This window comes from Pseudoalteromonas aurantia 208 (assembly GCF_014858725.1).
In the GTDB taxonomy this organism is placed as follows: Bacteria; Pseudomonadota; Gammaproteobacteria; order Enterobacterales; family Alteromonadaceae; genus Pseudoalteromonas; species Pseudoalteromonas aurantia.
Genome location: NZ_AQGV01000012.1, coordinates 1,727,241 through 1,749,832, shown reverse-complemented (window position 1 = coordinate 1,749,832; position 22,592 = coordinate 1,727,241). Strand labels below are relative to the sequence as shown.

Here is a 22,592-nt window from a genome sequence, read left to right as displayed (position 1 = left end):
CTAAATAGATAGTATGGCTCTGATCCCAAGGAAACCTGATGTTGAACTCTGTAAAGGATGCTTCACCTTTTTTATTAAAAGATTAAAAGATTAAAAGATTAAAAGATTAAAAGATTAAAAGATTAAAAGTAAGTAACAAAGCCCCACTTTTTACAAAGTAGGGCGCATAAACTACCGAGTTGTACTTGATGAGAATACAAATGAATAATATGACGCATAGGACACACTATTTGCGGTGCCTGTGGACAACAGGCTTCTTGGCGCTTTACTGCCAGCTAGCTTCAGTTTGTTGAACGCATCAACAACAGCCGTTTGAGTTTGCGAAGCCGTCGCGGCATATTTGTGGCAATCCATACAGCTGTCCTTGTTTTGCACAAATGTCTCCAACGTGGTATTTGCAACAATACGTGTTCCATTGCTTGGGGTGATGTCTCCAGTTGTCAATGGGGGTGTTGCACCCGCTTGAATCGTACTTGGGTTATTAGGCCATTGCACATCAATAAGGCGATAATAGTTAAACACAGAATTAGCTGGTAATAAGCTCCAAGCGTAAGCATTGACATTGTTAGCTGTTGACTCAACAGGAGTAACCCGATTGACCTGCAAAGGGGCTGAATAAGGGATACAGTTATCTGGACTGCGCGCAGAGGTGGTGTCACATGGGATCTGCGGGGCCATATTGGGCGTCCAATTAGGCTTACACTGATAGTAAATGTCTTGCTTAGGATCACACTCAGGGTTATACAAAGTATAAGATGGGCGTGGCTTGCGATTTGGGTTACTAGGTAAATTAACCGTATGTTTACCGGCATCAGGTGTGTTATCAACCTGCTCGAAGGTTGTCCAAAGCATTTGGGGCGCGCCAGGTAGATGTCTAATAATATGTAGTCCAATAAGACCGACGGTGACAGGTTTGTCTTGCTTTATGGTATTTTCGTCTGCGCCCGGTGTAAGTAGCACTGCCTGAGTGGTTAAATAGCGATAATTCAATGAACCATCTTCGGGTAATTTGATCCAAGCTGCTTTGATTTCCATCGCACCAACATTACCGCCAAATATCTTAGTTTTGCCCTCACAGGTCTTATCATTGCTATAGCCCGAAGGTAAACGAAATCCGCCAGCCCCTTGCGCACATGCGATTTGACCGGCCGCCCACGTTAAGTTTTTACCCGTTGGATTGGCATTGTAAATATAGTCCACTTCGTCGGGGTTTAAACGAATATCATAATACACGAGGTTGCCACGTTGATCAGTTAACCACTCGCCGGTTGCTTGACCTATTGAACTTAAATCAAGAGGCCCTGTTTTTGACACTCGATGCAAAACCAACGGGCGTTTTTGCTTGACCTTTTTTGCTAAGGTATTAGTTTGCGTACTGCTAAAAACTTCTGTTGATTGCAAATAGCTTTGCCACACAGTTAAGTCACTGAGGGTGGGGTTACCAAATGCACTGGCTGTTGAACTGGCGTTTGGATAACCTGGGTTATTAGGGTCTGCTGGCCAGTTTGCATAAATGAATTGCTGCCATGCCGTACAATCGGCGTTAGTTTGATTGCGAGAATTAAAGTTATTCGGAAGCTGTGGAGTAAGCGTAACCTGGTTTGTACCAAAAGCAGTGCATGGATTAGTAACGGGATCAGCCATGGCCGTTTGTCCATTTATACCAACTATGGCCAGTAGGATACATAGCCTGCGCATAAAGGCCCTTGCGGGCCTGACATATCGGTTATGCATTACCTGGCTCCTTGATTTTTGGCTGCACGTGTATCAAGGACGCCATGGTTTGTGGTTGCGCGCCCGAATAGCTCACTTCAATTGCTCTTAAGCCAGCCACGGATGATTCTTCAGTGGTAACAGTAAGTGAAAGCGAGGTATATATACCTGGACCTGAGTTGCCTGGGACAGCGTAGGTCACCGTATTTTTATCTACTACACTGACAGTGGTCGTTGGATCATAACTCCCATCACTTGATCCGGTTAGCACTTTGACGATTGGCTGCACACCGGCCGGAAGTTTATTGACTGTGAGTGCAATATTTACAGTAGTGCCAGCCGTTGCGACAGCTGGTACGATAATACTGTTGCTTGCTAATGAAAGCTCTGAGCCTGCGGGGTTAGTTTCATTTACAGCATAATAAGCGTCCCATACATGTTGCTGCATTGCTTGCAGTGGCGCACCAGCGGCAGATGGACCTGCACAAGGAACCTGAGGCGGCATTTTGCTTGCACTTAGAGGTCTTGCAAATAAACCGATGTCTATTTGTTCCGTTATTTGTGATCCCCATTGAATTGGCGCACCATTGATCTCAATATCTGCAAGTGTCAGTGTTGGGTCCATTGCTAACCATGCTGATGGTATTTGGCAAATAGCATGCAAAATTAGATTACCTGGAAATGCAGAGCTTGTAATAGGGTCGTTGACTTGTGTACTCCCCCTGATAATTTGCCAAATGTCAGACGGTTTTGCATCAGCAGGGACATTGACCCCTTTCTTTACTCTGCTTGAGAATGTCCATGAGTCTAAACTTTGTGGCTGTTGAATATATAAGCCAAATGGGTTGGCTAGGTTAACCTTAAAATATGCATCCTCAATGAATTGTCCACCGACTATCTGGTTAACCGTTTGGCCGATATGTGGATCGCTATGGCGATATGCTTGACCGAACTGACCGCAACAAAGGAGTTGTTGTTGGCTTTCGTTGCCGCTTTCATATTGCGGTGTTGAGAAGCCAGCTAAACCTATTTCTGTTTGCAGTGTATTAGGCGTACTTGTTAAGTGCATAACCCCACCATTCATATTGGCACTTTGACGGTTTGAAATAGGACTATTGTTCCATTTGTTCAAAGGGTTATAAACCGGGTGGCCACTAACAGGGTCAATTACGATATGGCCGTGTTGATCTTTTAATGTTAAGTCATCAACCGACACCGTGATCTGACAGCTTGCAGGGGCGTCAAAGTTAAGTGTGTCTTGATACAGTCTGGCAACAGTGTCTGGGCTTACCGACCAAAGTGCATGCCAGTATTCAGGGTTTTCACAGGCAAAATCTACCCGTGTGATGTTACCCTCCCCATTTTTTTGAACAGCCCATTCGCAATACTCATCTTGCCAGCCTCTAGGACCATATGGCAAAAATGGGTTTAGTGTACCGCTCCAATCTGCTTCAGGGCAAAAGACGGCGGGGATATCTTGTAATGCTTGAGGTTGCCCGTTGTTTGTGTAACTTCCTGTATCTGCTAACTCTCGTAGTTGAGTTAACGACAAATTATATGGGTTAGGCGGACTTACCGGCGTTGAAGCCGAAAAATATTGTTGTAAACGGCCAGGGAAGGCATTCCAAGTTACGGGTGCTGAAGCGGTGCCATTTGGAATTGTGGTTGTCGCAGGGTTATAAAAGTAAGCCTCACTACTGGGCGTTGCTTGCTCCACAAATGCATATAAGTAGGTGTTCCAAATAGTGTTAAGTTGCGCTTGTTGAACAGGGCTATTACTTAAGTCTTGTATAAAAGCGGGTGTGTTAAAGGTTAAGTCGCTTGAAACATCATCATTATTGCTGTGTAATTTAGTATCAGTCATTGCAAATCTCCTTATTTAGGGGGCTACGTTGTATTTTCAACTCTATAAAACAACGACAGTTGAAAATTAATAAGCTGTTTACGTGCCTAATACCGTAGTAGGTAAATTGCAATTTGCGTATTACACGGGATTACAGTAATGCGACTCAGGGTTGGGCGTTGCTATTTAAAGAGGAGTGAGGTTCCCAAAGCTTAGTAGCTATGTCTACTCATAGATTGCATCTTAAGAAAATGTGCAGTTGAACTCTGTTAATGACTAAATAGTTACGTCAATAAAAATACAACTAAAACAAAGTTCACATGCACAACAGGTTTATCACACAAGACCACATATTGCAGACTCGCTGATTTGGCTGAGCATATTACAAGCGCTTTAGCTGCGACAGTGCAGCGAATATGTTTAAGTGTGCGATCTCGACAATTAGAGCGTAAGTGTAGTTACCTTTGGTTGGCTAATATTTTGGATTACATAGCGCATTGACGGTGGAACCGTGAGGTATACTGCGTTCCTTAAGAACTACACTATGAGTGATTGTTAAGACGTATTGAATTTTTTCTTGTTTATTCGGCCGTTTAAGGATAATAAATAAGAAACACGTAATGTACTCTAGGTCACGGGTTTTGATTAATCAGTTAATAAATTAGCCAATTAAAAAAGGATATAATGTGAAGTGTTTAGTGGTATTAGCACACCCTTTAGATAACAGTTTATGCCAGCATTTAGCGGACAAAACAATCAGTCACTTAAAATCAAAGGGCTATACAGTCACGGTAAAAGACTTGTATGCAGAGCACTTTGATCCGGTATTGAGCAAAGAAGAACGCGCAAGTTATTATCAGTCAACATTTGACACACAACAACTCACTACAGATATTGCACAGCTTACTGAGGCTCAGTCATTGGTGCTTATTTTTCCAACTTGGTGGTTTGGATTTCCTGCTATTTTAAAAGGGTGGTTTGATCGTGTTTGGGCGCCAGGTTATGCCTATGAGCATGCATCAGATTTCGGGCCAATCAAGCAATGTTTAACTAACTTAAAAGAAATGAAAGTCGTCACCACATTAGGCTCTCCCTGGTGGGTTGATACATTTATTCTAAGAACACCGGTGAAAAAAGTGCTTAAGTTGGCTTTATTGGGGGCATGTGCGAGTAATTGTAAATTTCAAATGTTGTCTTTATATAAAAGCGAGCAATTGTCTCAACAAAAAATTGATAAATTTATAATGAAAATACGATCAAAATTCTAATCGGCGATATGTAAAGAGGTGCAGCGGTAACCTAGTAAGGCTACATGTTTTCATACCGCTAAAGGTTGCAGTATACTGGCGGGCATCGACATTTAGAATGAGTAGAACATGATTGTCTTCAAAACGAACTTTGGTGATATTGAAATTACGTTAGATTTTGAAACCACGCCAATTACAGCAAAAAACTTCTTACAATATTGCCAAGACGGTTTTTATCAGGGCACTATTTTCCATCGGGTTATTAAAGGCTTTATGGTACAAGGCGGTGGATTTACCGCTAAAATGAAAGAAAAACCGACACGTGATACCATCGTTAATGAAGCAAATAAAGGGTTGAAAAATACACTAGGTACCATCGCAATGGCACGCACTGATGCTCCACATTCAGCTTCTGCGCAATTTTTTATTAATGTTACTGATAACGCGTTTTTAGATCACTTCGCGACGACCAATGAAGGGTGGGGGTATTGCGCCTTTGGCAAAGTAACAGCGGGTATTGAGGTGGTCCACGCGATTGAAAAGGCAAAAACCGGCATGGTTGCAGGGCATGATGATGTACCATTTGACCCAATAGTGATTGAGGCAGTTGAAATTAATACGTGATCATTGACAGGCTTCACAGCAACGCATGGCGCTATGCGACGTGAAATGAGTTGCAAGGGATATAAATACAACCGGTTTATATCCCTTATTCTTTGTGTGTTAAAAGAGGGTTTTAACACATGTGCTTGCTACAGAATTCTTAGTGCCCGTAGAAGCGAATACTCCAGCCGGTTAAGTTTCCAGGTTGTGTATTGTTTGATTGAAATTTATCAGCACGTTGTGGCAAATTTACAATTGAGTTATCATTAAATGTCCCACTGGGAACATCATACGTTCTTTCACTCCAGCTGTCTTTTGCGTTGGTATCAATAATCCGCAATGTCCAATCCCCTTTAGCAGACTCGCCATAAAAGTGGTTTGATAGCAGTAATGTGTTTTCAAACTTAGACCCTTCAAGGTCGGTGCCTGCATGCAATAACACACTGCGTGTGTTACTTGGAGAGATGAGTTCAACAGATAAGTCACCAAGGCGTTCGTGGTCTAGATTGAGACGTACTTGAACCCCTTCAATCGTTAAGCTTTCTGTTTGTGTATGGACTGAATCTGTGGCACTAAAATCGTCATCAATAGTTGTGTCAGATGTGGTCGCAACATCATATTCTCGTATTTTCAATGCAGGTAAAATAGGACCTGTTTGCAGTGCTTTTTCTACAGCTGCATCTACATTGACTAGGCCGAAACCGTAATCGTTATGAAACGCTAGACCAGCCCCGTTCACTTGCCAACTAGGGATAGCCTCGAAATCAGCGATCATACGGGCTTCACTATCAGCATGTACTTGTGTTGCCGTCGTTATCATAAGGTGTTTAACGTCACGCCATGATAATTGGTGATTCGCTGACATGATCAGTGCTGTGGCTCCTGACAAGGCTGGCGCTGCGGCTGACGTACCATTCATGCCATTCGTATATACCGGGTATTCACATTGGTTTTGAGCTTGATCTTTACACCATTTTGGTAAGTCAGTGGTAACGATTGCAGGGCTATGATCACCGTATTCGCCTGCCGGTGCAGCCAGTAATACAGCAGAACCACCTGAAGAGTAATTCGCTAATGTGCCATTGGCATTCAGAGCAGATACTGTGACATTCCAAAAGTTAGCATTACCAGGGTCGGCAACGGACGTGTTATAAGCCGGTAAGGCATAAGCATTAGGGTAAACCAACGTCAGCTCACCTTTTTCACGGTCGCTCCATCGGCCGCCAATGAAGTGATCGTTCCCCGCAGATTTAATAGAAATAGCACCGCGCCCACCGTGGCTTTGAGTTGCAGCAGTTTGTTGTACACTGGAGATATTGTCGAAAAAGCCACGATACGTATTGTAGATTGTCGGATCACTAAAGGTATATCCAATACTTTGGTTAATAACTCGTGCATCAGTGAATTTATTCATTGGGTGCACAGCGCCATCCATGTCCATAACCGATCGGATGGCTAAAGCTAAGCTCGGAACATTTGCTTGGTTACCAATTAAATTTGCACCAGTTAAAGTCGCATAAGGTGCGACACCACGTCCTCCTTTATCATTGAACGCTGATGCAGCGGCAATACCAGCCACCATGGTGCCGTGGTTATCGACTCGGTTTCGTCCAGCTGAAAAATATTGGAATAGGTATGGGTTTGGATTAGCTGTGTCACCTTGGGTGACGTTTGCAGTAAGGTCTGGGTGATATGTTGCAAGTCCATCGTCTATGATTGCAATGTTAATGCCTTGGCCAAAAATACCGCGTCGATGAGTAAAGTCTAGGTTTAGGTCAATACCTGCTTTACCAGGGTTTGCAGCCCCAGCGGTTTGCCCTGTGTTTTGTAAGTGCCATTGCTGGAATACGAGCGGATCGCCCTCGGCTAATTGGTAGGTGTATTCCCATACATGTTTAGAGGGGTCATAGCTCTCATCATTATTATTGAAGTTTTGTGCATGGGCTTGACCAAGCGCTAATATCATCCCGGACACAATTAAGTTGAGTTTATTTTTTAAGATCATGGTAATTTCCTGTCTACGTTTTATTATTGGTTGTAGTTAAAAACGGTAACTATTTTAAGAAATAACAGAAATCGGGAAAATATGAGGTAATTTTTAATTGTTTGGAACGATTTTAGGTATAGTATGGACGAAGGCTGTTTGCTGAAAGTACAGCAGAGTAAGTATTATTCATTGATACGATTAGTGCCAAATTAGCGTTCAAGAGACTGCGGTAACAGTGTTTAGCGTTGTGAATATGGCCAGGGTTAAGGAAAGTATTATCAAGCCAAATATAGGTTTGTGATTTGATTGGAGAGTGGAGTATGTCATTGGGAGAGTTATTCGCGCTTTTTGGTGCGATGTTAGTTGTTGCACTGGTACCAGGGCCAGCGGTATTTGCAGTTGTGGCAAGAACGTTTTCATCTGGGTTTAGCCGAGGTTTGATGATGATCATTGGGATCACATGCGGTGATTTCATTTTTATATTACTGGCGTTATATGGCTTGTCTGTGATATCCGAAATGATGGGGACTGCTTTTTTATTTATTAAATATGCCAGTGCTGCGTATTTAATATGGCTAGGATGGAACTTGTTAAGGTCTAAGCCCACAGAGCAAGATACGCATGAGTTGCCAGAATCTTCCCTGTTCACAAACTTGATAACGGGTTTAATGATAAATTTGGGTAACCCAAAGGCGATCGTTTTTTATGTGGGACTGTTTCCTGCATTTATCAATGTCAGTCAGGTAAATACCGTTGATGTTTTATCAATAATGGCCGTTGCAACGGTTGCTTTTGGCAGTGTTAATTTATGCTATGCATGGTTGGCTTTAAGGGCGAAAGGGCTGATAAAAGCCCCTAATGGGGCATCCCTAATTAATAAATTGGCAGGTACAGTTATGGTGACAACGGGTGGCATAGTTGCTGTTAAAGCCTAGTTAACCTCAGCTCTGGATAAGCGAATTTGCCCAATAAAGCTATTTTTCTCACTGTCGGCGTTGCTTTCATTTGTAATAGCCCGCTATTACTGCATAAAAGCGCCTTGATATTGAATAAAATATCATCATTGGATTGTACGTAAGTTTGTTTATAAAACATCTTCTATTCCAAAGCCCTTATCCAAACCTGAGGTTAGTTAAAAATACAGAGGTTAGTTAAAAATACAGAGGTTAGTTAAAAATACAGAGGTTAGTTAAAAATACAGAGGTGAGGGTAACGAATGCAATCGCGTCGGTTGATAGTATAAAACCATTCACCTAAAGCAATAGCGGAGCCACTTATTCATTATGACTAAGTGGCTCTGTCATGTTAGTTAAATGTTTTGCTGAAGCCCATATAGTAAAAGCGGCCTCTAAACGAATAGAGGTTGTCATCTGTTGATGTGCCATTGGCTTTTAAAAATGGCGGGTTTTTATCAAATAAGTTGTGAACACCAAAATGAATGTCAACATCGAGATTATCTACATAATAGCCAGCTTGGAGATTATGGAATAAGGTTGAGTCCATTATATCGTCAGAGGCAGCTTCAATTTTTGAATTATAGGTTGCGTCCCAAGTAATTCGGTAGTTGTCTATAGACCAGTCAACTTGCGTATTTACTTTATATTCAGGAATACTGCCAAATGCAGAGTCATACATTCCTACAACATCTCGAAATGCGGTATCGCTGGTATCTTGAACCTGAAACTCATTCATATAGGTTGCATCTAGGTTGAATCGCCAAGTACCAAGGTTGTTTTCCAAGAGATAATTCATATTTAAATCAAAGCCAGACAAATTGCGTGATGCAATATTGTTGGATGAAGAATAAATGGTTTGAATATATCCAGTGCCATTATTACTGCGAATAACTGCATTCGCAAACTCTGGGTTACCGCTGACAAATTGATCGACAACATAGCGAGAACTGGAGAATACAACGTTAGATTGCTCTATCTCAAAGTAATCGAGCGTAATCGAAAGGTCATCTAGCGGGGCTAAAACGAGCCCTAAGGTCATGTTGTCAGACTCTTCAGGCTTAAGAGCTAGATTTCCACCGCCGATGATATCATTACTTTGAATTTCATTTTTGCTGAACGCGGGGTTTAAGTTGGCACACCCTGCAATACTGGTGTTAACGTAGTTTGAGTCGTTATTTGGGTTGCATGGGTCGTAAATATTGGTATTGATGCTGGATGTTCTGCCTTGATACATTTCAGCCATGGTTGGCGCTCTAAACCCTGTACTGTAACTTCCGCGTAATTTTAAGGATTCTATAGGCTGGTAAATAATACCAAACTTAGGATTAGTGGTAGTTTGGTCTATATCACTGTAATCACTATATCGTACAGCAGCTTCCAAATTGAGATCTTCAAAAACGGGAATAGCCAGCTCCATATAATACTCTGTAATTTCTCTGACTGGTGATACAACCGGTGTCACAGAGCCGCCCCAAGACACATCGAATGTCGCTGTACGCTGAGCTTGGTCAACGGTGAGAGAGAGTTGATCTTCGCGATATTCTGCACCAGCCGAAAACATCATTTCGCCTGCAGGTAGCTGCATTACAGGGCCCGCAATACTCGCTTGAATAAAGCTTAGATCATTTTTGTTTGTTCGTGACGGTGCAGTCGTGTTGATAAAATCTAACATTTGTGGTGTCACTGAGCCTTCAGGGCCAAAGACGTTGAGCGCGACACAATCAGGGTCTGCAGCAGTTTCACATTCGTTCGACAGTGCGCGTTCAATTTGTATTAATGAAGGCTGCGGGCCTCCTTCTTGAACTAGTTTTGCGCTTTGACTTGAATATACTAATTCCCAATCGTAGTCTTCAGCGACCATGCCTTGAAGGCCAAAAGTGTACCGTTGAATCGTATTGTTTGATTTATATATGCGAGACCCATATTCACTAAAGCGTTTAGCGACATTACCCGCAATGCCAAACGGGTTGTATTTTTGCTGCGCACCAACACCAAAGTGGTTGCCATCAGCATCTGGGTAGCGTTTAAAGGCATTTGGTGTATCTACATTGGTACTATACCAACCAGTATCAGTGCCTGGAGGCGCTTGATTACCTTGCACAAATCCATCGTGAAATGACAATTCAGAGAAAAAAGTGACATTGTCGGATAGCTGATAGTCGACAAAGGCGTAAACACTGGTTGTTTTGTTGTCGTTGGCACCAGATTGCGCTTCTCGATAGTTATAACCTTCTTTTGTGTAATCCCATGCGATAGCTTGGCTTGGATTCGCTGCATCGGGCACGGTCCAAGTGCCATCACCTAATCCAAAGCCCGTTAATTTTGGGTTGGGTGCTGTTCCAGAGCGACCATTACCACCACCAAGGTAACTTTGATCCGCATCTTTTGTCATGTAGCGGTCTTTTTCTTCCCATCCGTTGTTATTACTTGTGGATGCTGCAATTAAGATGCTGGCTTTGTCGGTAGATATACCTGTCACAAAGCCGACTTTTCGCTCGTCAGCATCTCCACGCGATGAACGACCATAATGCCCCGTGATTTTAAAACCCTCATACCCTCGACTGGTGATGATATTAACTACGCCCGCAATGGCGTCTGAACCATAAATAGCAGACGCCCCATCTTTTAATACTTCAATTTGTTGAATAGCTTCAAAAGGGATGGATGAAAGATCAACTAAGCCGTCTTCATCAGAGCCTACGAGACGTCTACCGTTTAGGAGGACAAGTGTATTAGTGGCTTCGATACCACGTAAAGTGGCTGTTTGAATGTTGTTGCTGCCTGCGCTACTTTGATTGTTTTCTGTTCGCCCTGTCAGTGCAGGAAGACGCCTTAAAGCAGAGCTGACATCGCTGATCCCAAGGTTCGTTAAATCCTCTTTACTTACCACGGTGATTGGTGATGTTGACTCAACTTCTGCTCGCGCAATTCGGGAGCCTGTAACCATTATTTTTTCAATTTTTTGCGAGTCTTCTGCTGCGATAGTCGGTGTTGTCATGCCCGCCAAGATGGCTAAAGAGAGCGATGATAGTTTAAATATTTCAGGTTTTTTCATAGTAAGCCCCAATTCCTTGTTTTGTTATGCAGATTGCTTTTTATTGTTTTGTTTCACATCGTTTTGTTTGTTAGGTGTCGATAGTGAAGTAGCAATATGACATATTGAATACAATATACACAAGTGCCTATGAGTTTAAAATATGACCTGTTTATAGAGTTTATCCGTTCTAAATACAACTAAATAAATAAAATCAGTATGTTAAGGTTTATTTCTTTTCCTTGGGTTTACGTGGAGAAAATGAGATTTGTGCATTTTTCCCTGCGGGTACCATCTGGTATTGGGGCTTAATGAAGTTAGTATGGACAACACCTAGACTTTTGGGAAAGCGAATATTTAGCAGATGAATGGATGAGAGTGAATGTTCAGCGCTTACGATAAACTCTTTGAATTTAGGATGTGATGGTGCGGTTTTAGGGTGTGGTATTGAGACTTGTTTTAACGTAACAGTTTGGTTATTAAGTATCAGTGATGTTTGTGATGTTATGAGTTCTCCTAAAAAAGTATCTTGTTGCTTTTTATTTAATTTTAACGGCATGATGCGTTCGATATCGCCTAATAACCATGCTTCGCTGTTTTGTAATTTCGCTGTCCAACGTGCTACATCGACCCAGATGCGGATCTCAAGGTGTCCATCTCTGAGCGTGACTCGGGCATTGGTTTCGTGTAATTCATGAGCCGTCACAGAGGAGGTAAGCAGCACCGAATAGCTGAAAATGAAAAAAAATAACCGTACTGAAAAACTGTGTTTAATATAAAAAGTGGCGCCTTTCGTCATAGCTACCTCAGTTGTAGGTGTTTTTTATAATACGTTATTGGAACTGATGCACGGCGATATATAAGCATCACATAAAACAGAGATCTGCGCTTCAATCAAACTCAGCTTGATTGGTATGCCTAGTTTGTGGAGCTCGGCAAAAGGTACCTCTTTCAACCATGCCACCATTACTGACTGTTTTTTGCTCAAAATCATAGCAATAGGCTTGTGTACTTGAAGGGGTATACGTTACATAATATTGCTGTCCATTATAGGTATAACTCATGGTGCGGCTGCCGGTGTTACTGATTGTATGGGTTAGGTTTTCAACACCCCCTTGTGGAGGGGTGAGGTTTGCTCTTATGGCGCTATTAGGGCCACTTAGTGGGGCAACTCTAGGTAGAATATTGGTATTAATTTCGCCAACCAGGCACTGAAAAATGTAAGGTGGCTGAATAGATGTGTGATATCGATACCCATAAATCTCATCATTTTGTCCGTTACATACATCTAGAGTGCCTGAGCTTATCACACTCCCATCAGGGTTATTATGACCATAGAGGGGATAACCATCATAGGCCCACCCAATAATTGTTTGATCAGTGATACCTACAATACTATTCATCATACAAGTGGGTGCTGTGTGGTAGTGGTAATCGTCTCCTCGGCCAGCATGACCACCACAGTTATCAAGTTGACCTGTAACCAGGGTGTCTTTGCTTGGATCGTAATTATAGACATCTAATTCTCCAGCGCTTGAGTAATCATAAATGGGCACACCGTTAACAGCGACTCCTAACGCGGCATCCATAGTGGTTAACTTGCTTGCGCGTTGTGGCAGCAGCTTTATCGGAGCCGCATAATTCGTTGCTGGTACGGGGATCTGCTCATTGGTGCCCGTAATACCATTCATTAAATTATGAGTTGGATATGTATCAGATGATATATACGCGTGATCAGTATCACAGGTCACATGTACTGTACTATTGAATCCAGAATTAACAACCGACTGCTGAATCATTTCGCATCGGGTTAGATCTGTCTGTATATCCCGCTCGTAGTTGACTGAAAGTTCACTTGATCCCAGTGTGATGTTACTGATTGCACTAAGTAGCGTAGAGCGGTCGACCTGTGAGCTATTACTTAGATCGGGTGCAGCTGATAACGCATAAAGTGTAAATTTATAAGATTTTAGACCTGTTTCCAGCGAACAAGGTGCTGCGTATGCATTGAGGTTATTAATATTATTTACCCCAAGGCTACCCTGGGTTTCATTTGCCGATACACCGTTAATGTCTTTGTCTATATTGTACATAACCCAATGTGACTGAATATCGTCTTGTGCGGCGGTATGGTGCATAACCAGTGCAAGCTCTACGGTATTGTCTGGTATTCCTTGCCAATTTAGAGGAGGAGAGATGCCTTCACCGTCGCAGGTATAAGTGTTGGGTAACATTCCTCCGTTCAGCATAGTAGAACTCCCGAGCGAAAAAGAGACTGGATCTGTGACTGTAATATTCGCTTGTTCAGCGATACGAGGGTTGCTGGTAGTTACGGTAATAATCGCTTTACCAGATGAAATGCCGTTGACTATCCCTGTATTAGAGACGGTTGCAATAATCTGGTCGCTCGATGACCATGTGATATTTTTATTGGTCGCGACACTCGGTGATATCGTCGCGATTAATGTTGTAGTTTCACCTGTTGATACATTTAGTTCATTGCTTGAAAGTGTCACGCCAGTTACAGGGATTGCTTCAGTGGTGACCGTGATATCAGTTTGCGCGGTAAATTCGCCATCATTGGTGGTGACTGTTATCGTCGTACTTCCTTCTTTGTGAGCCAAAAGCGTTCCATTAGCAGTAATTGAGGCGATAGCTGTATTACTCGAAGACCATAACACACTTTTATTTGAGGCATTATTTGGCGAAATATCCGCCTCAATGGTTAAGGTATCATTAATGCCTAATGTCGTATCGCTGACGGTCAGCGAAACTCCTGTCACTGGGACAAATGACGCAGGTACCACAATATTTGCTTGTGCAGTGAAAGCACCGTCTTGCGTGCTGACGGTAATAACAGCACTACCAACAGAATTAGCTGTGACAGAACCATTATTATCTACGCTGGCAATTATTGAACGACTTGAAGACCACGACACATGTTTATTGGTGGCGGTGTTGGGTGAAACCGTTGCAATTAATTCAACGGATTCACCGATTGCGACAGTGACATCGCGTGTTGATAATGCAACCCCAGTGACAGGTGTTATCTGCTCAACAACGACGAGATTCGCGTGGGCTGTAAATTCACCATCATTGGTTGTCACTGTTAGTATCGCACTGCCTGCTTTATTTGCGGTGACAAGCCCTTCATTTGAAATTGAAGCCACGCTCGGATCGCTTGTAGACCAGGTCACACTTTTATTAGACGCATTGCTCGGTGAAATAGTGGCTTGCATACTGAGGATATCGTTGACAGTCAATGTTGCATCATTGATGTTTAATGACACGCCAGTGACGGAAATTGTTACTTTAGGTACGATGATATTGCTTTGAGCCGTAAAGGCGCCATCGTTGGTGGTGACACTAATAATCGCACTACCTTCAGAGTGAGCTGTAACTAACCCGAGGCTATTTACATTAGCGACTGCAATATTACTTGAGGACCAGAATACATTTTGGTCTGACGCATTACTTGGTACCACAAATGCGCGTAAACTGAGGGTGTTATTAACATTTAGAATAGCGTCGGCTAAAGACAGGGCAATTCCGCTAACTGAGACTGTGGCAGCAACTACGGTTATAGTTGTTGTGGCGCTGAAAGAACCATCGTCGGTTGTGACGGTGATAACCGCACTACCTTCTGCAATTGCGGTTATCAACCCTGTGCTGGCTATGTTTGCCACACTCACATTATTAGACAACCAGCGTATATTTTTATTGGTAGCCGTAATGGGTGTAATAGTCACTTTAAACGCAACAGTTTCGCCTACAGCCAATGTGGCATTGTTGGTTGATAAAGCCACACCCGTTACTTTAACTACGGAACTGCTATCGTTCGAGTCTCCTGCTGGGCTATTAGAGGCCCCACCACAAGATATTAATAATACGCTAATAATTATGCAAAAAATAGGATAAGTAAGCTGCGCCATAGTAATACCTTTTGGTTTTGCAATTAAGTTTAGTCGGGTTACGACAGTTACGGTAATTTACTTATGTACACTGTGATTCATAAATGCGGAAAAATAATGAAACAGTGCGTTGCGTTATTTACATAGAGGGTCTTAATTCTTAAAAAGATACGGTATCGGTTGTTTTGAGAGCTTGTATTTATAAAATACGAGCTCTATTTCTGATAAAAGCTTTACTGTCTCTTTTGTAAAGATGGATTCGCTAAATAAAACTAATTTTGATATGTTTATCCGTGATATTTCGCGAGGTAATAATATGTCAAATGTAGTCAAACGATTCTTAAATGATCCTGAGCTGTTATTAAATTCAGTGGGAGAAGGTATTTACGGCTTTGATCTTTCAGGAAACGCCGTATTTATTAATCCAGCAGCCGAGAGAATGACTGGGTGGACTGCTGACGACTTGCTGGGAAAGAAAATTCATCAGTATCACCATCACAGTCATGCAGATGGTACACCATATCCAGCAGATGAATGCCAAATCTATTGCACAATGTTTGATGGGAAGCATCGACATATTAAAGATGAAGTGTTTTGGAGAAAAGACGGAAGTTGTTTTGCAGTGGAATATACATCTACACCGGTTTACAGAGAAGGCGAATTAATTGGAGCGGTCGCGATATTTCGCGATGTATCTAAGCAGCATGACACTGAGCGAGCATTGCGTGATGCCTTGTCACAAGTACAGTGCTTAAGTGAGCAGCTAAAAGATGAGAACTCCTACTTACTATCGGAACTAAATGCTGATTGGCAAGATTCAGGCTTGGTCGGCAGTAGCCATGTTTTTCAAAAGATGCTTGAGCAAATTAAGTTAGTTAGTAAAACAGACAGTAATGTATTGATTTTAGGAGAGAATGGCACAGGGAAAGAGCTGGTGGCGAGAAACCTGCACCGACTAAGTAATCGTGAGTCTATGCCGTTTGTGAAAGTAAATTGTGCTGCCTTTACCCCAAGTTTACTTGAATCTGAGCTATTCGGACATGAGAAGGGTGCGTTTACGGGAGCGAATGATAAACGTAAAGGTCGCTTTGAATTGGCAGATAAAGGGACCATTTTCTTAGATGAAATAGGCGAGTTACCCCTAGAGGCACAAAGTAAATTACTACGGGTATTGCAAGAACGAGAATTTGAACGGGTAGGAGGAAGTGTCACATTAAGTGTAGATATTCGTGTCATTGCAGCAACCAATCGAGATTTATGGTCTATGGTTGAAAGCGGTTCATTCCGTATGGACCTATATTATCGGCTTAATGTTTTTCCTATTAAGGTTCCTGCTTTACGTGAGCGAAAAGAAGATATTTCAGTGTTATGTGCTAACTTAATTTCGCAACTCAATATACGCTTAGGTAAGCAGCTTAAGGGGGTTGCGAAAGAAACACTTAATAAACTCCAAGCATATGATTGGCCAGGAAATATTCGAGAGTTACAAAATATATTAGAGCGGGAAGCAATATTGGGTAATCACAGGCTGTTGCATTTAAGTCAGCCGTTATTGAGTGATGATAATATTCATCAAAATGGCAGTTTATTACTGGCAGATGCAGAGCGTTCTCACATTTGTTCTGTATTGAAATTGTGTGAGTGGCGTGTGGCTGGAGAAAAGGGGGCAGCGCATAAGTTAGGTTTACCTGAAAGCACACTCAGATCAAAAATGAAAAAGCTGGGTATTGCCCGAAATTCGCGATATATCGCGACAGTGCGTTAAATATCACGACTTGAGGTGTTGTTAATTTTTAATTTTCAAAATATATCAATAACTTACTGAAGTTTCAGTTTGGTCTGAAACTTGCAAATATCAAGCTGTCTATTGTCAAAGTAAAGCAAGTACTATGAAGTTTGATATAAAAGAAGAAGATATGATTATTAAGCCCTATAAAACCGATGGGCCAATCTATATTCGAGAGCAAAAAGGTTTTTTTCAAAAGATCCGTCGTTATTTGAGTTGGGTGTTAATGATTGCTTTTATTGCAATACCCTTTATTCCATATGATGGAAAGCAAGCCATATTACTGGATGTGGCAACGCAGCAGTTTAGAATATTTGGGGCAACATTTTTACCTCAAGACTTTATGATTTTAGCGTGGATATTTATGTCAGGGGCTTTTGCGCTATTCTTTGTCACTAATTGGTTAGGTCGAGTCTGGTGTGGTTACATATGCCCTCAAACGGTGTGGATGCTTTTGTTTACATGGGTTGAGCACAAAACGGAAGGCACTCGAAATCAACGTATAAAGCTGGATAAATCTGCTTGGTCTATTGGGAAAGTACGCAAAAAAGCAATCAAACACAGTTTATGGTTAGCGATCTCATTGTTCACAGCAACCTCTTTTATGGCTTATTTCATTCCAGTAAAAGTGCTTTATTCAGAAATGTTTACCCTGCAATGGTCGGGAATAACAAGCTTTTGGGTTTTCTTATTTGCATTTTGTACATATGGAAATGCTGGTTTTTTGAGGGAAAAAATGTGCACAGTGGCATGTCCTTATTCGCGCTTCCAATCAGTCATGTTCGACAAAGATACGTTAGTGGTGACATACGATAGTGTCAGAGGAGAACACAGAGGACCTCGTAAACGTAAGGACGTGCCAGCTAAAGTAGGGCTGGGTGATTGCGTAGATTGTAATTTGTGTGTTGACGTATGTCCGGCCGGTATAGATATTAGAAACGGTTTGCAGTACGAGTGCATTAATTGTGGTTTATGTATTGATGCGTGTAATGACACGATGAATAAGTTTGGTTATGAGAAGAATTTGATCAGTTATCAAAGTGAAAACCAAGCTGAAGGTAAAACCACCAATCCATTCAGGCTCAAACTATTAGGTTATGCCTCTTTAACCGCTTTGCTTCTTGTTACGATGGTTATTTGGGTGTTTAATCGCACGCCAATTGAAGCATCAGTGATCAGAGATAGAAATGCATTGTATAGGATGAACTATGAAGGTTTAGTTGAAAACCCATACACACTGAGCATTATAAATAAAACCCAGCAGACGATGAGTTACCATATTAGTTTGAGTGGATTGGATAGTGCTGAGTTAAAAGTTCCCACACGGATAACAATTGAAGGCGGGCAAATGGATTTAGTGCCAGTTACTGTTATTGCCGATGGTTACGAGTTAACGAAAAAGTCGACTGCGATTAAATTTACGATTGATGCGCTTGAAGATAGCAGTATAACGATTACGAAAGACAGTTACTTCTACAAAAATTAGTTTCTAGTTAATACTTCCCCCCAAAACTTTGCGCGGTTACTTCGGTACCGCGTTTTTTAATTGTGCGTTTATGCACAGTAGGTTTTCTTTTATGTGCATATCAATAACTAAAAATTATCGGTAAGCTTACGTCAACAGTTAGAGTTTAATTAGAGGGTTTTCATGATCCGTAATTCAAGAAATAGCTATGGCTGGATAGCCATTGTGTTTCATTGGCTAAGTGCTTTCGTTATTCTTGGTATGTTTGCATTAGGGTTATATATGGTCGATTTAAGTTATTACGATCCCTGGTATAGGGATGCATTAACGTTGCATAAGTCGATTGGAGTGCTGGTGGCTGTATTAATTATACTGCGTTTAATATGGAAATATTGTAATGCGCAAGTTGGCGAAATTGAAAGTCATAGAAAATTTGCAAAGCTGCAAAGTAGGTTAGCATCTTTAGCACAAGTGGCGATGTATCTATTTCTGTTCGTATTGTTTGCTTCTGGCTACTTAATTTCAACCGCTGATGGGCGGGGCATCGACGTATTTAATTTATTTATGCTGCCGAGTATGGGCGAAATATTTGATCAACAAAGTGATATAGCAGGGTTAGTTCATTTATATGTGGCGTGGACATTGATAAGTGTTGTGTCTATTCATGCATTGGCTGCGCTATATCATCATTTTATCTTAAAAGATTTAACATTAAAAAGAATGTGTATTCCACAAACGGAGAAATAATATGAAGAAATTAATTATAGTTGGTGCTATAGCGAGCTGTTTAGCATCCAATATGGCGAGTGCAGCAAATTATGTGATTGACACTAAGGGCGCTCATGCTTTCATTAATTTCAAAATTAAGCATTTAGGTTACAGCTGGTTACACGGTCGTTTTAACCAATTTGAAGGCGAATTTAATTATGATGCTAAAAAACCAAATGACTCCGCGATAAAACTTGTTATCGATACTGGTTCAATTGACTCAAATCATGCAGAACGCGATAAACACTTAAGAGGGAAAGATTTCTTAAATGTAAGTAAATATCCCAAAGCGAAGTTTGAAAGTACAGATATTACGTTTAATGATGCAACGAAAGGCACGGTAACAGGTAATTTCACTTTACATGGGGTAACAAAGACCATTCACTTCGATATTCAAAAGTTAGGAGAGGGGAGTGATCCGTGGGGGGGATATCGCACTGGTTTTGAAGGGAACACAAAAATTAAACTGGCAGATTATGGGATAGAGTATGATCTAGGGCCTGCGTCAACACATGTCGATCTTGGTTTATATATTGAAGGGATCCGAAAGTAATTGAGTTAGTGTAAATGGCTGTTCAGTTGTGCTTTGAGCTCATTGGGCAGCCATTTTAACATTACTTCATTGAACTTCTGGTTTGCATAGAGGTGTTTCAACGCAATGTTGAGGTGTGATACTAACTGTGCGCCGGCGCTGTTTTTTGTACAACCAACATAGCCATGTGTAATCGCATTGGTTTCTGCAATGATAAGCTGTGCTAACTGATCTTTATCTTTAAGTGTTGTTTGTAAATGGTAGTGTTCACTTGGATATCCAATAATGATATCTAGCCTTTGTTTTAGAAGCATATAAGTTAAGCTTTTTAACGGGTCTTTACCAGGGCGCAAAAGCAATTGTTCGCTCGGCAACTCAGATAAAATAGTATCAATTTTCTTGCCAAAAGATCGATTTAAGGCAACGCCTACTGTGAGCTTATGTTCTTTTAATAAATCAATAAGTGACACTTTTTGACCTGGTTTTAAGTTGAGGGCTTTAATAGTATCTTTTCTGAGTGACATTGATGGTGAGAGGCCAATGGTTGAGTAATGGTCTGTAAATTGGATGAATTGTTGTCTTTTTTTCGTTTTATATAATGACACTATACAACGCGTTTTACTTGGATTTGAAAGCTCGTGAATTGCTCTGCTGGCTGGTAAAACGTCCGATACAAATTGGTAATTTGGCATCGCAGTTTGTAATAAGCTAATAATTTGCTCATCTCGCCCGGCGCCTTGTAGTTCACCGTTAAGTATATAATATGGGGCAAAATCAAGTTTTATCCAGTTGATTGTGTTGGCATTTGTAGTGCATACCCAGCAAAGTATTATAATAGCAATTGTTCGCAATGCTTCATCACTAAACTGTTTGACATAAAATAAGTGTAGCAAAAACAAATTTTTGAATATGAGTAATTTTGTAAACTTGCTGTAATAAAAACCTGGAAAGAAATTTACAAACAAAAAACCACTGCTAAGATTAACTATACCAACCTAATTATATTACGCTGAAAGCACACTTATATGTTTGGTTTTAATGGATTGATAATGATTAACCGTTTATAAGTTTAGTGTGTCAGTTGCTTTGAAGTTATATTTTTCGATAAAATCGGAGGTTGGCGTAACAGATTCTAAATATAAACTCACAAAAAATAGAGTACATAATATGGTTACGCTTATTGTAAGTGACATTTTTGGTCACACCCCAAATCTTAATGCGTTCGCTGAAGAGCTTGATTCTAAAGTTATCATTTGTTCCCCCTATACGAATTTTCAAACCTCAGTTGGTCAGACAGAAAAGCAGGCCTATGATTTATTTATAGCGACAATGGGCCACGATGGCTATGCGTCGAAAGTGAAGGAAGTACTGATCCATGAACAACCAGATTTTATTATTGGATTCAGTGCCGGTGCGGTTGCTGCATGGCGTGCGTTAGCGGCGACCCCATTGAAACGGGTTCAGAAAATGATAGGGTTTTACCCTGGGCAAATTCGGAACTACACAAATTTACGACCTCGATGCCATGTCGATTTGTATTTTCCACATAAAGAAACACATTTTGATATTTCACCAGTGATCTCACAACTCAAAACAGTTTCAGGTGTCCAGTGTATACGAACAAGATACAGTCATGGATTTATGAATGCACTTTCACAAAACTTCAACAAATACGCTTATCTTCACTATACTAATTTGTGCGACCAAGAAGTAGTTGTCGTTCAAGACTCACTTGCAAATCATCAAGTGGAAGTTACATTATAACGAGAGAAAAAGGACATCAGGCAATGACTGAATCACTGTATGGGCGTTATCAACACTTTCCTGGGAACCCGATAGCGAAACCCCCTTGTAGAATGCTAAACGCGATGATGTACGGCTTTTTTATTGAAGGGTCATACGGAAAAATTAATGAGTTCATTAATACAACATTAAATAGTGTCCCTTCCAGTGAATTTTATTTTAAAGCCCTTTCTTCATACTGTTTGCTTACGTTTACTGATATTGAAAATATCGCCTCTAAGGTTGCTCCGTTTAGTAATTACGGTTGGATGCAAGAAACGGATATTATTGTGTGGTTACCTGTTGCACAAGTCACAAAAAACAATCAAAAAGTAACGCATATTTACTGGTACCCAGCCTTTATTGCGGTCAATAATATTAATGCATTGGTTAATGGCAGAGAAACTTGGGGGTACAATAAATATCAATGCCGTTATGAAATGCCAAGCAGCCATCAGCAAGCCAACTATTTCTCAATTAGCCTTGATACATTCCATCCATTTACCCCAGAAACACAAATGGGTTGGCATGAGCTGCTCACTGTTAAACGGGTTGCTGATGATGACACATGGTTTGAGGAATTGGTTGAAATTGGCCATGAAATATCCCAATTATTACATTCTAGTTGTGAAGACGTAAGTATCAGCGCTGATTTGATAAAGCAGTTTTTATCTGGTTTTAAAAACCCACAAATGGATCAGGTTTTATTTAAACAGTTTCCAGATGGGTTCGCGAATGAAGCTGTTTACAAGGCCGTTGTTCACTCACCATCAGCCGTAAAAAAAATTCATAAAGTCGGTTTTTTAAAGGATGAGTATCAAGTAACGATTAATCGTTTAGATGCATTTCCGTTTGACGAAATGTTTGGTATTGCACTTGGAGCGCAACAGGCGATGTTGCCTTATTACGTGTGTATGGATTTTGATCAAGATGGTGCTTATGAAATTGTAACGTCTCGCCAATAA

16 protein-coding genes are annotated in these 22,592 nt (G+C 41.1%); 9 read left to right on the top strand and 7 right to left on the bottom strand.

Annotation, left to right across the window (positions count from 1 at the left end; genetic code table 11):
* Window positions 1–171: 171 nt before the first annotated feature.
* Both PAUR_RS11305 and PAUR_RS11300 read right to left on the bottom strand, forming a co-directional pair.
* Window positions 172–1,734 (bottom strand): hypothetical protein, encoded by a 1,563-nt coding sequence (locus PAUR_RS11305; RefSeq protein ID WP_192507857.1) that lies wholly within the window; start codon window positions 1,732–1,734, stop codon window positions 172–174.
* A complete protein-coding gene (locus PAUR_RS11300; protein ID WP_192507856.1) occupies window positions 1,727–3,577 on the bottom strand; it encodes a hypothetical protein in 1,851 nt (616 codons plus the stop codon). Before PAUR_RS11300 ends, PAUR_RS11305 begins: the two co-directional genes overlap by 8 nt.
* Window positions 3,578–4,242: 665 nt before the next feature.
* On the opposite strand from PAUR_RS11300, the gene PAUR_RS11295 reads away from it, so the two are divergent.
* Window positions 4,243–4,824: an NAD(P)H-dependent oxidoreductase gene (locus PAUR_RS11295; RefSeq protein ID WP_192507855.1), complete on the top strand. Its 582-nt coding sequence runs from the start codon at window positions 4,243–4,245 to the stop codon at window positions 4,822–4,824.
* A 108-nt stretch (window positions 4,825–4,932) separates the two neighbouring features.
* A complete protein-coding gene (locus PAUR_RS11290) occupies window positions 4,933–5,427 on the top strand; it encodes a peptidylprolyl isomerase (RefSeq protein WP_192507854.1) in 495 nt (164 codons plus the stop codon).
* A gap of 139 nt (window positions 5,428–5,566) precedes the next feature.
* Here PAUR_RS11290 and PAUR_RS11285 read toward each other — a convergent pair whose 3' ends face one another.
* Complete coding sequence (locus PAUR_RS11285) at window positions 5,567–7,411, bottom strand: S8 family peptidase (RefSeq protein ID WP_192507853.1); 1,845 nt, start codon at window positions 7,409–7,411, stop codon at window positions 5,567–5,569.
* Window positions 7,412–7,695: 284 nt separating this feature from the next.
* On the opposite strand from PAUR_RS11285, the gene PAUR_RS11280 reads away from it, so the two are divergent.
* Window positions 7,696–8,328 carry a LysE family translocator gene (locus PAUR_RS11280; protein ID WP_225738341.1) on the top strand — a complete coding sequence of 211 codons (633 nt, stop codon included), beginning with the start codon at window positions 7,696–7,698 and terminating at the stop codon, window positions 8,326–8,328.
* 370 nt (window positions 8,329–8,698) lie between these two features.
* Here the strand turns inward: PAUR_RS11280 and PAUR_RS11275 are convergent, their stop codons facing one another.
* From PAUR_RS11275 to PAUR_RS11265, 3 genes are all read right to left on the bottom strand, one after another.
* Window positions 8,699–11,404 (bottom strand): TonB-dependent receptor, encoded by a 2,706-nt coding sequence (locus PAUR_RS11275; RefSeq protein ID WP_192507852.1) that lies wholly within the window; start codon window positions 11,402–11,404, stop codon window positions 8,699–8,701.
* Window positions 11,405–11,612: 208 nt separating this feature from the next.
* Window positions 11,613–12,182 carry a hypothetical protein gene (locus tag PAUR_RS11270; RefSeq protein WP_192507851.1) on the bottom strand — a complete coding sequence of 190 codons (570 nt, stop codon included), beginning with the start codon at window positions 12,180–12,182 and terminating at the stop codon, window positions 11,613–11,615.
* Between the two features lie 91 nt (window positions 12,183–12,273).
* Window positions 12,274–15,315 (bottom strand): Ig-like domain-containing protein, encoded by a 3,042-nt coding sequence (locus PAUR_RS11265; protein WP_192507850.1) that lies wholly within the window; start codon window positions 15,313–15,315, stop codon window positions 12,274–12,276.
* A 295-nt stretch (window positions 15,316–15,610) separates the two neighbouring features.
* Between PAUR_RS11265 and PAUR_RS11260 the strand changes: the two genes are divergently transcribed.
* The 4 genes from PAUR_RS11260 to PAUR_RS11245 all read left to right on the top strand — a co-directional run bounded on the left by PAUR_RS11260 (window position 15,611) and on the right by PAUR_RS11245 (window position 19,866).
* Window positions 15,611–17,059 carry a sigma-54 interaction domain-containing protein gene (locus PAUR_RS11260; protein WP_192507849.1) on the top strand — a complete coding sequence of 483 codons (1,449 nt, stop codon included), beginning with the start codon at window positions 15,611–15,613 and terminating at the stop codon, window positions 17,057–17,059.
* Window positions 17,060–17,183: 124 nt separating this feature from the next.
* Window positions 17,184–18,566, top strand: coding sequence for a cytochrome c oxidase accessory protein CcoG (ccoG, locus tag PAUR_RS11255; protein WP_192507848.1), 1,383 nt, complete (start codon window positions 17,184–17,186; stop codon window positions 18,564–18,566).
* A 162-nt stretch (window positions 18,567–18,728) separates the two neighbouring features.
* Window positions 18,729–19,292: a cytochrome b gene (locus PAUR_RS11250; protein ID WP_192507847.1), complete on the top strand. Its 564-nt coding sequence runs from the start codon at window positions 18,729–18,731 to the stop codon at window positions 19,290–19,292.
* 1 nt (window position 19,293) lies between these two features.
* The gene (locus PAUR_RS11245; RefSeq protein WP_192507846.1) at window positions 19,294–19,866 is read left to right on the top strand and encodes a YceI family protein; all 573 of its coding nucleotides are present in this window, start codon (window positions 19,294–19,296) and stop codon (window positions 19,864–19,866) included.
* A 5-nt stretch (window positions 19,867–19,871) separates the two neighbouring features.
* On the opposite strand, the gene PAUR_RS11240 is transcribed toward PAUR_RS11245, so the two are convergent.
* Complete coding sequence (locus tag PAUR_RS11240) at window positions 19,872–20,738, bottom strand: TIGR02285 family protein (protein WP_225738340.1); 867 nt, start codon at window positions 20,736–20,738, stop codon at window positions 19,872–19,874.
* Window positions 20,739–21,012: 274 nt separating this feature from the next.
* On the opposite strand from PAUR_RS11240, the gene PAUR_RS11235 reads away from it, so the two are divergent.
* Both PAUR_RS11235 and PAUR_RS11230 read left to right on the top strand, forming a co-directional pair.
* Complete coding sequence (locus tag PAUR_RS11235; protein WP_192507845.1) at window positions 21,013–21,609, top strand: hypothetical protein; 597 nt, start codon at window positions 21,013–21,015, stop codon at window positions 21,607–21,609.
* Window positions 21,610–21,632: 23 nt separating this feature from the next.
* Window positions 21,633–22,592, top strand: a complete 960-nt coding sequence (locus tag PAUR_RS11230; RefSeq protein ID WP_192507844.1) for an acetoacetate decarboxylase — start codon at window positions 21,633–21,635, stop codon at window positions 22,590–22,592.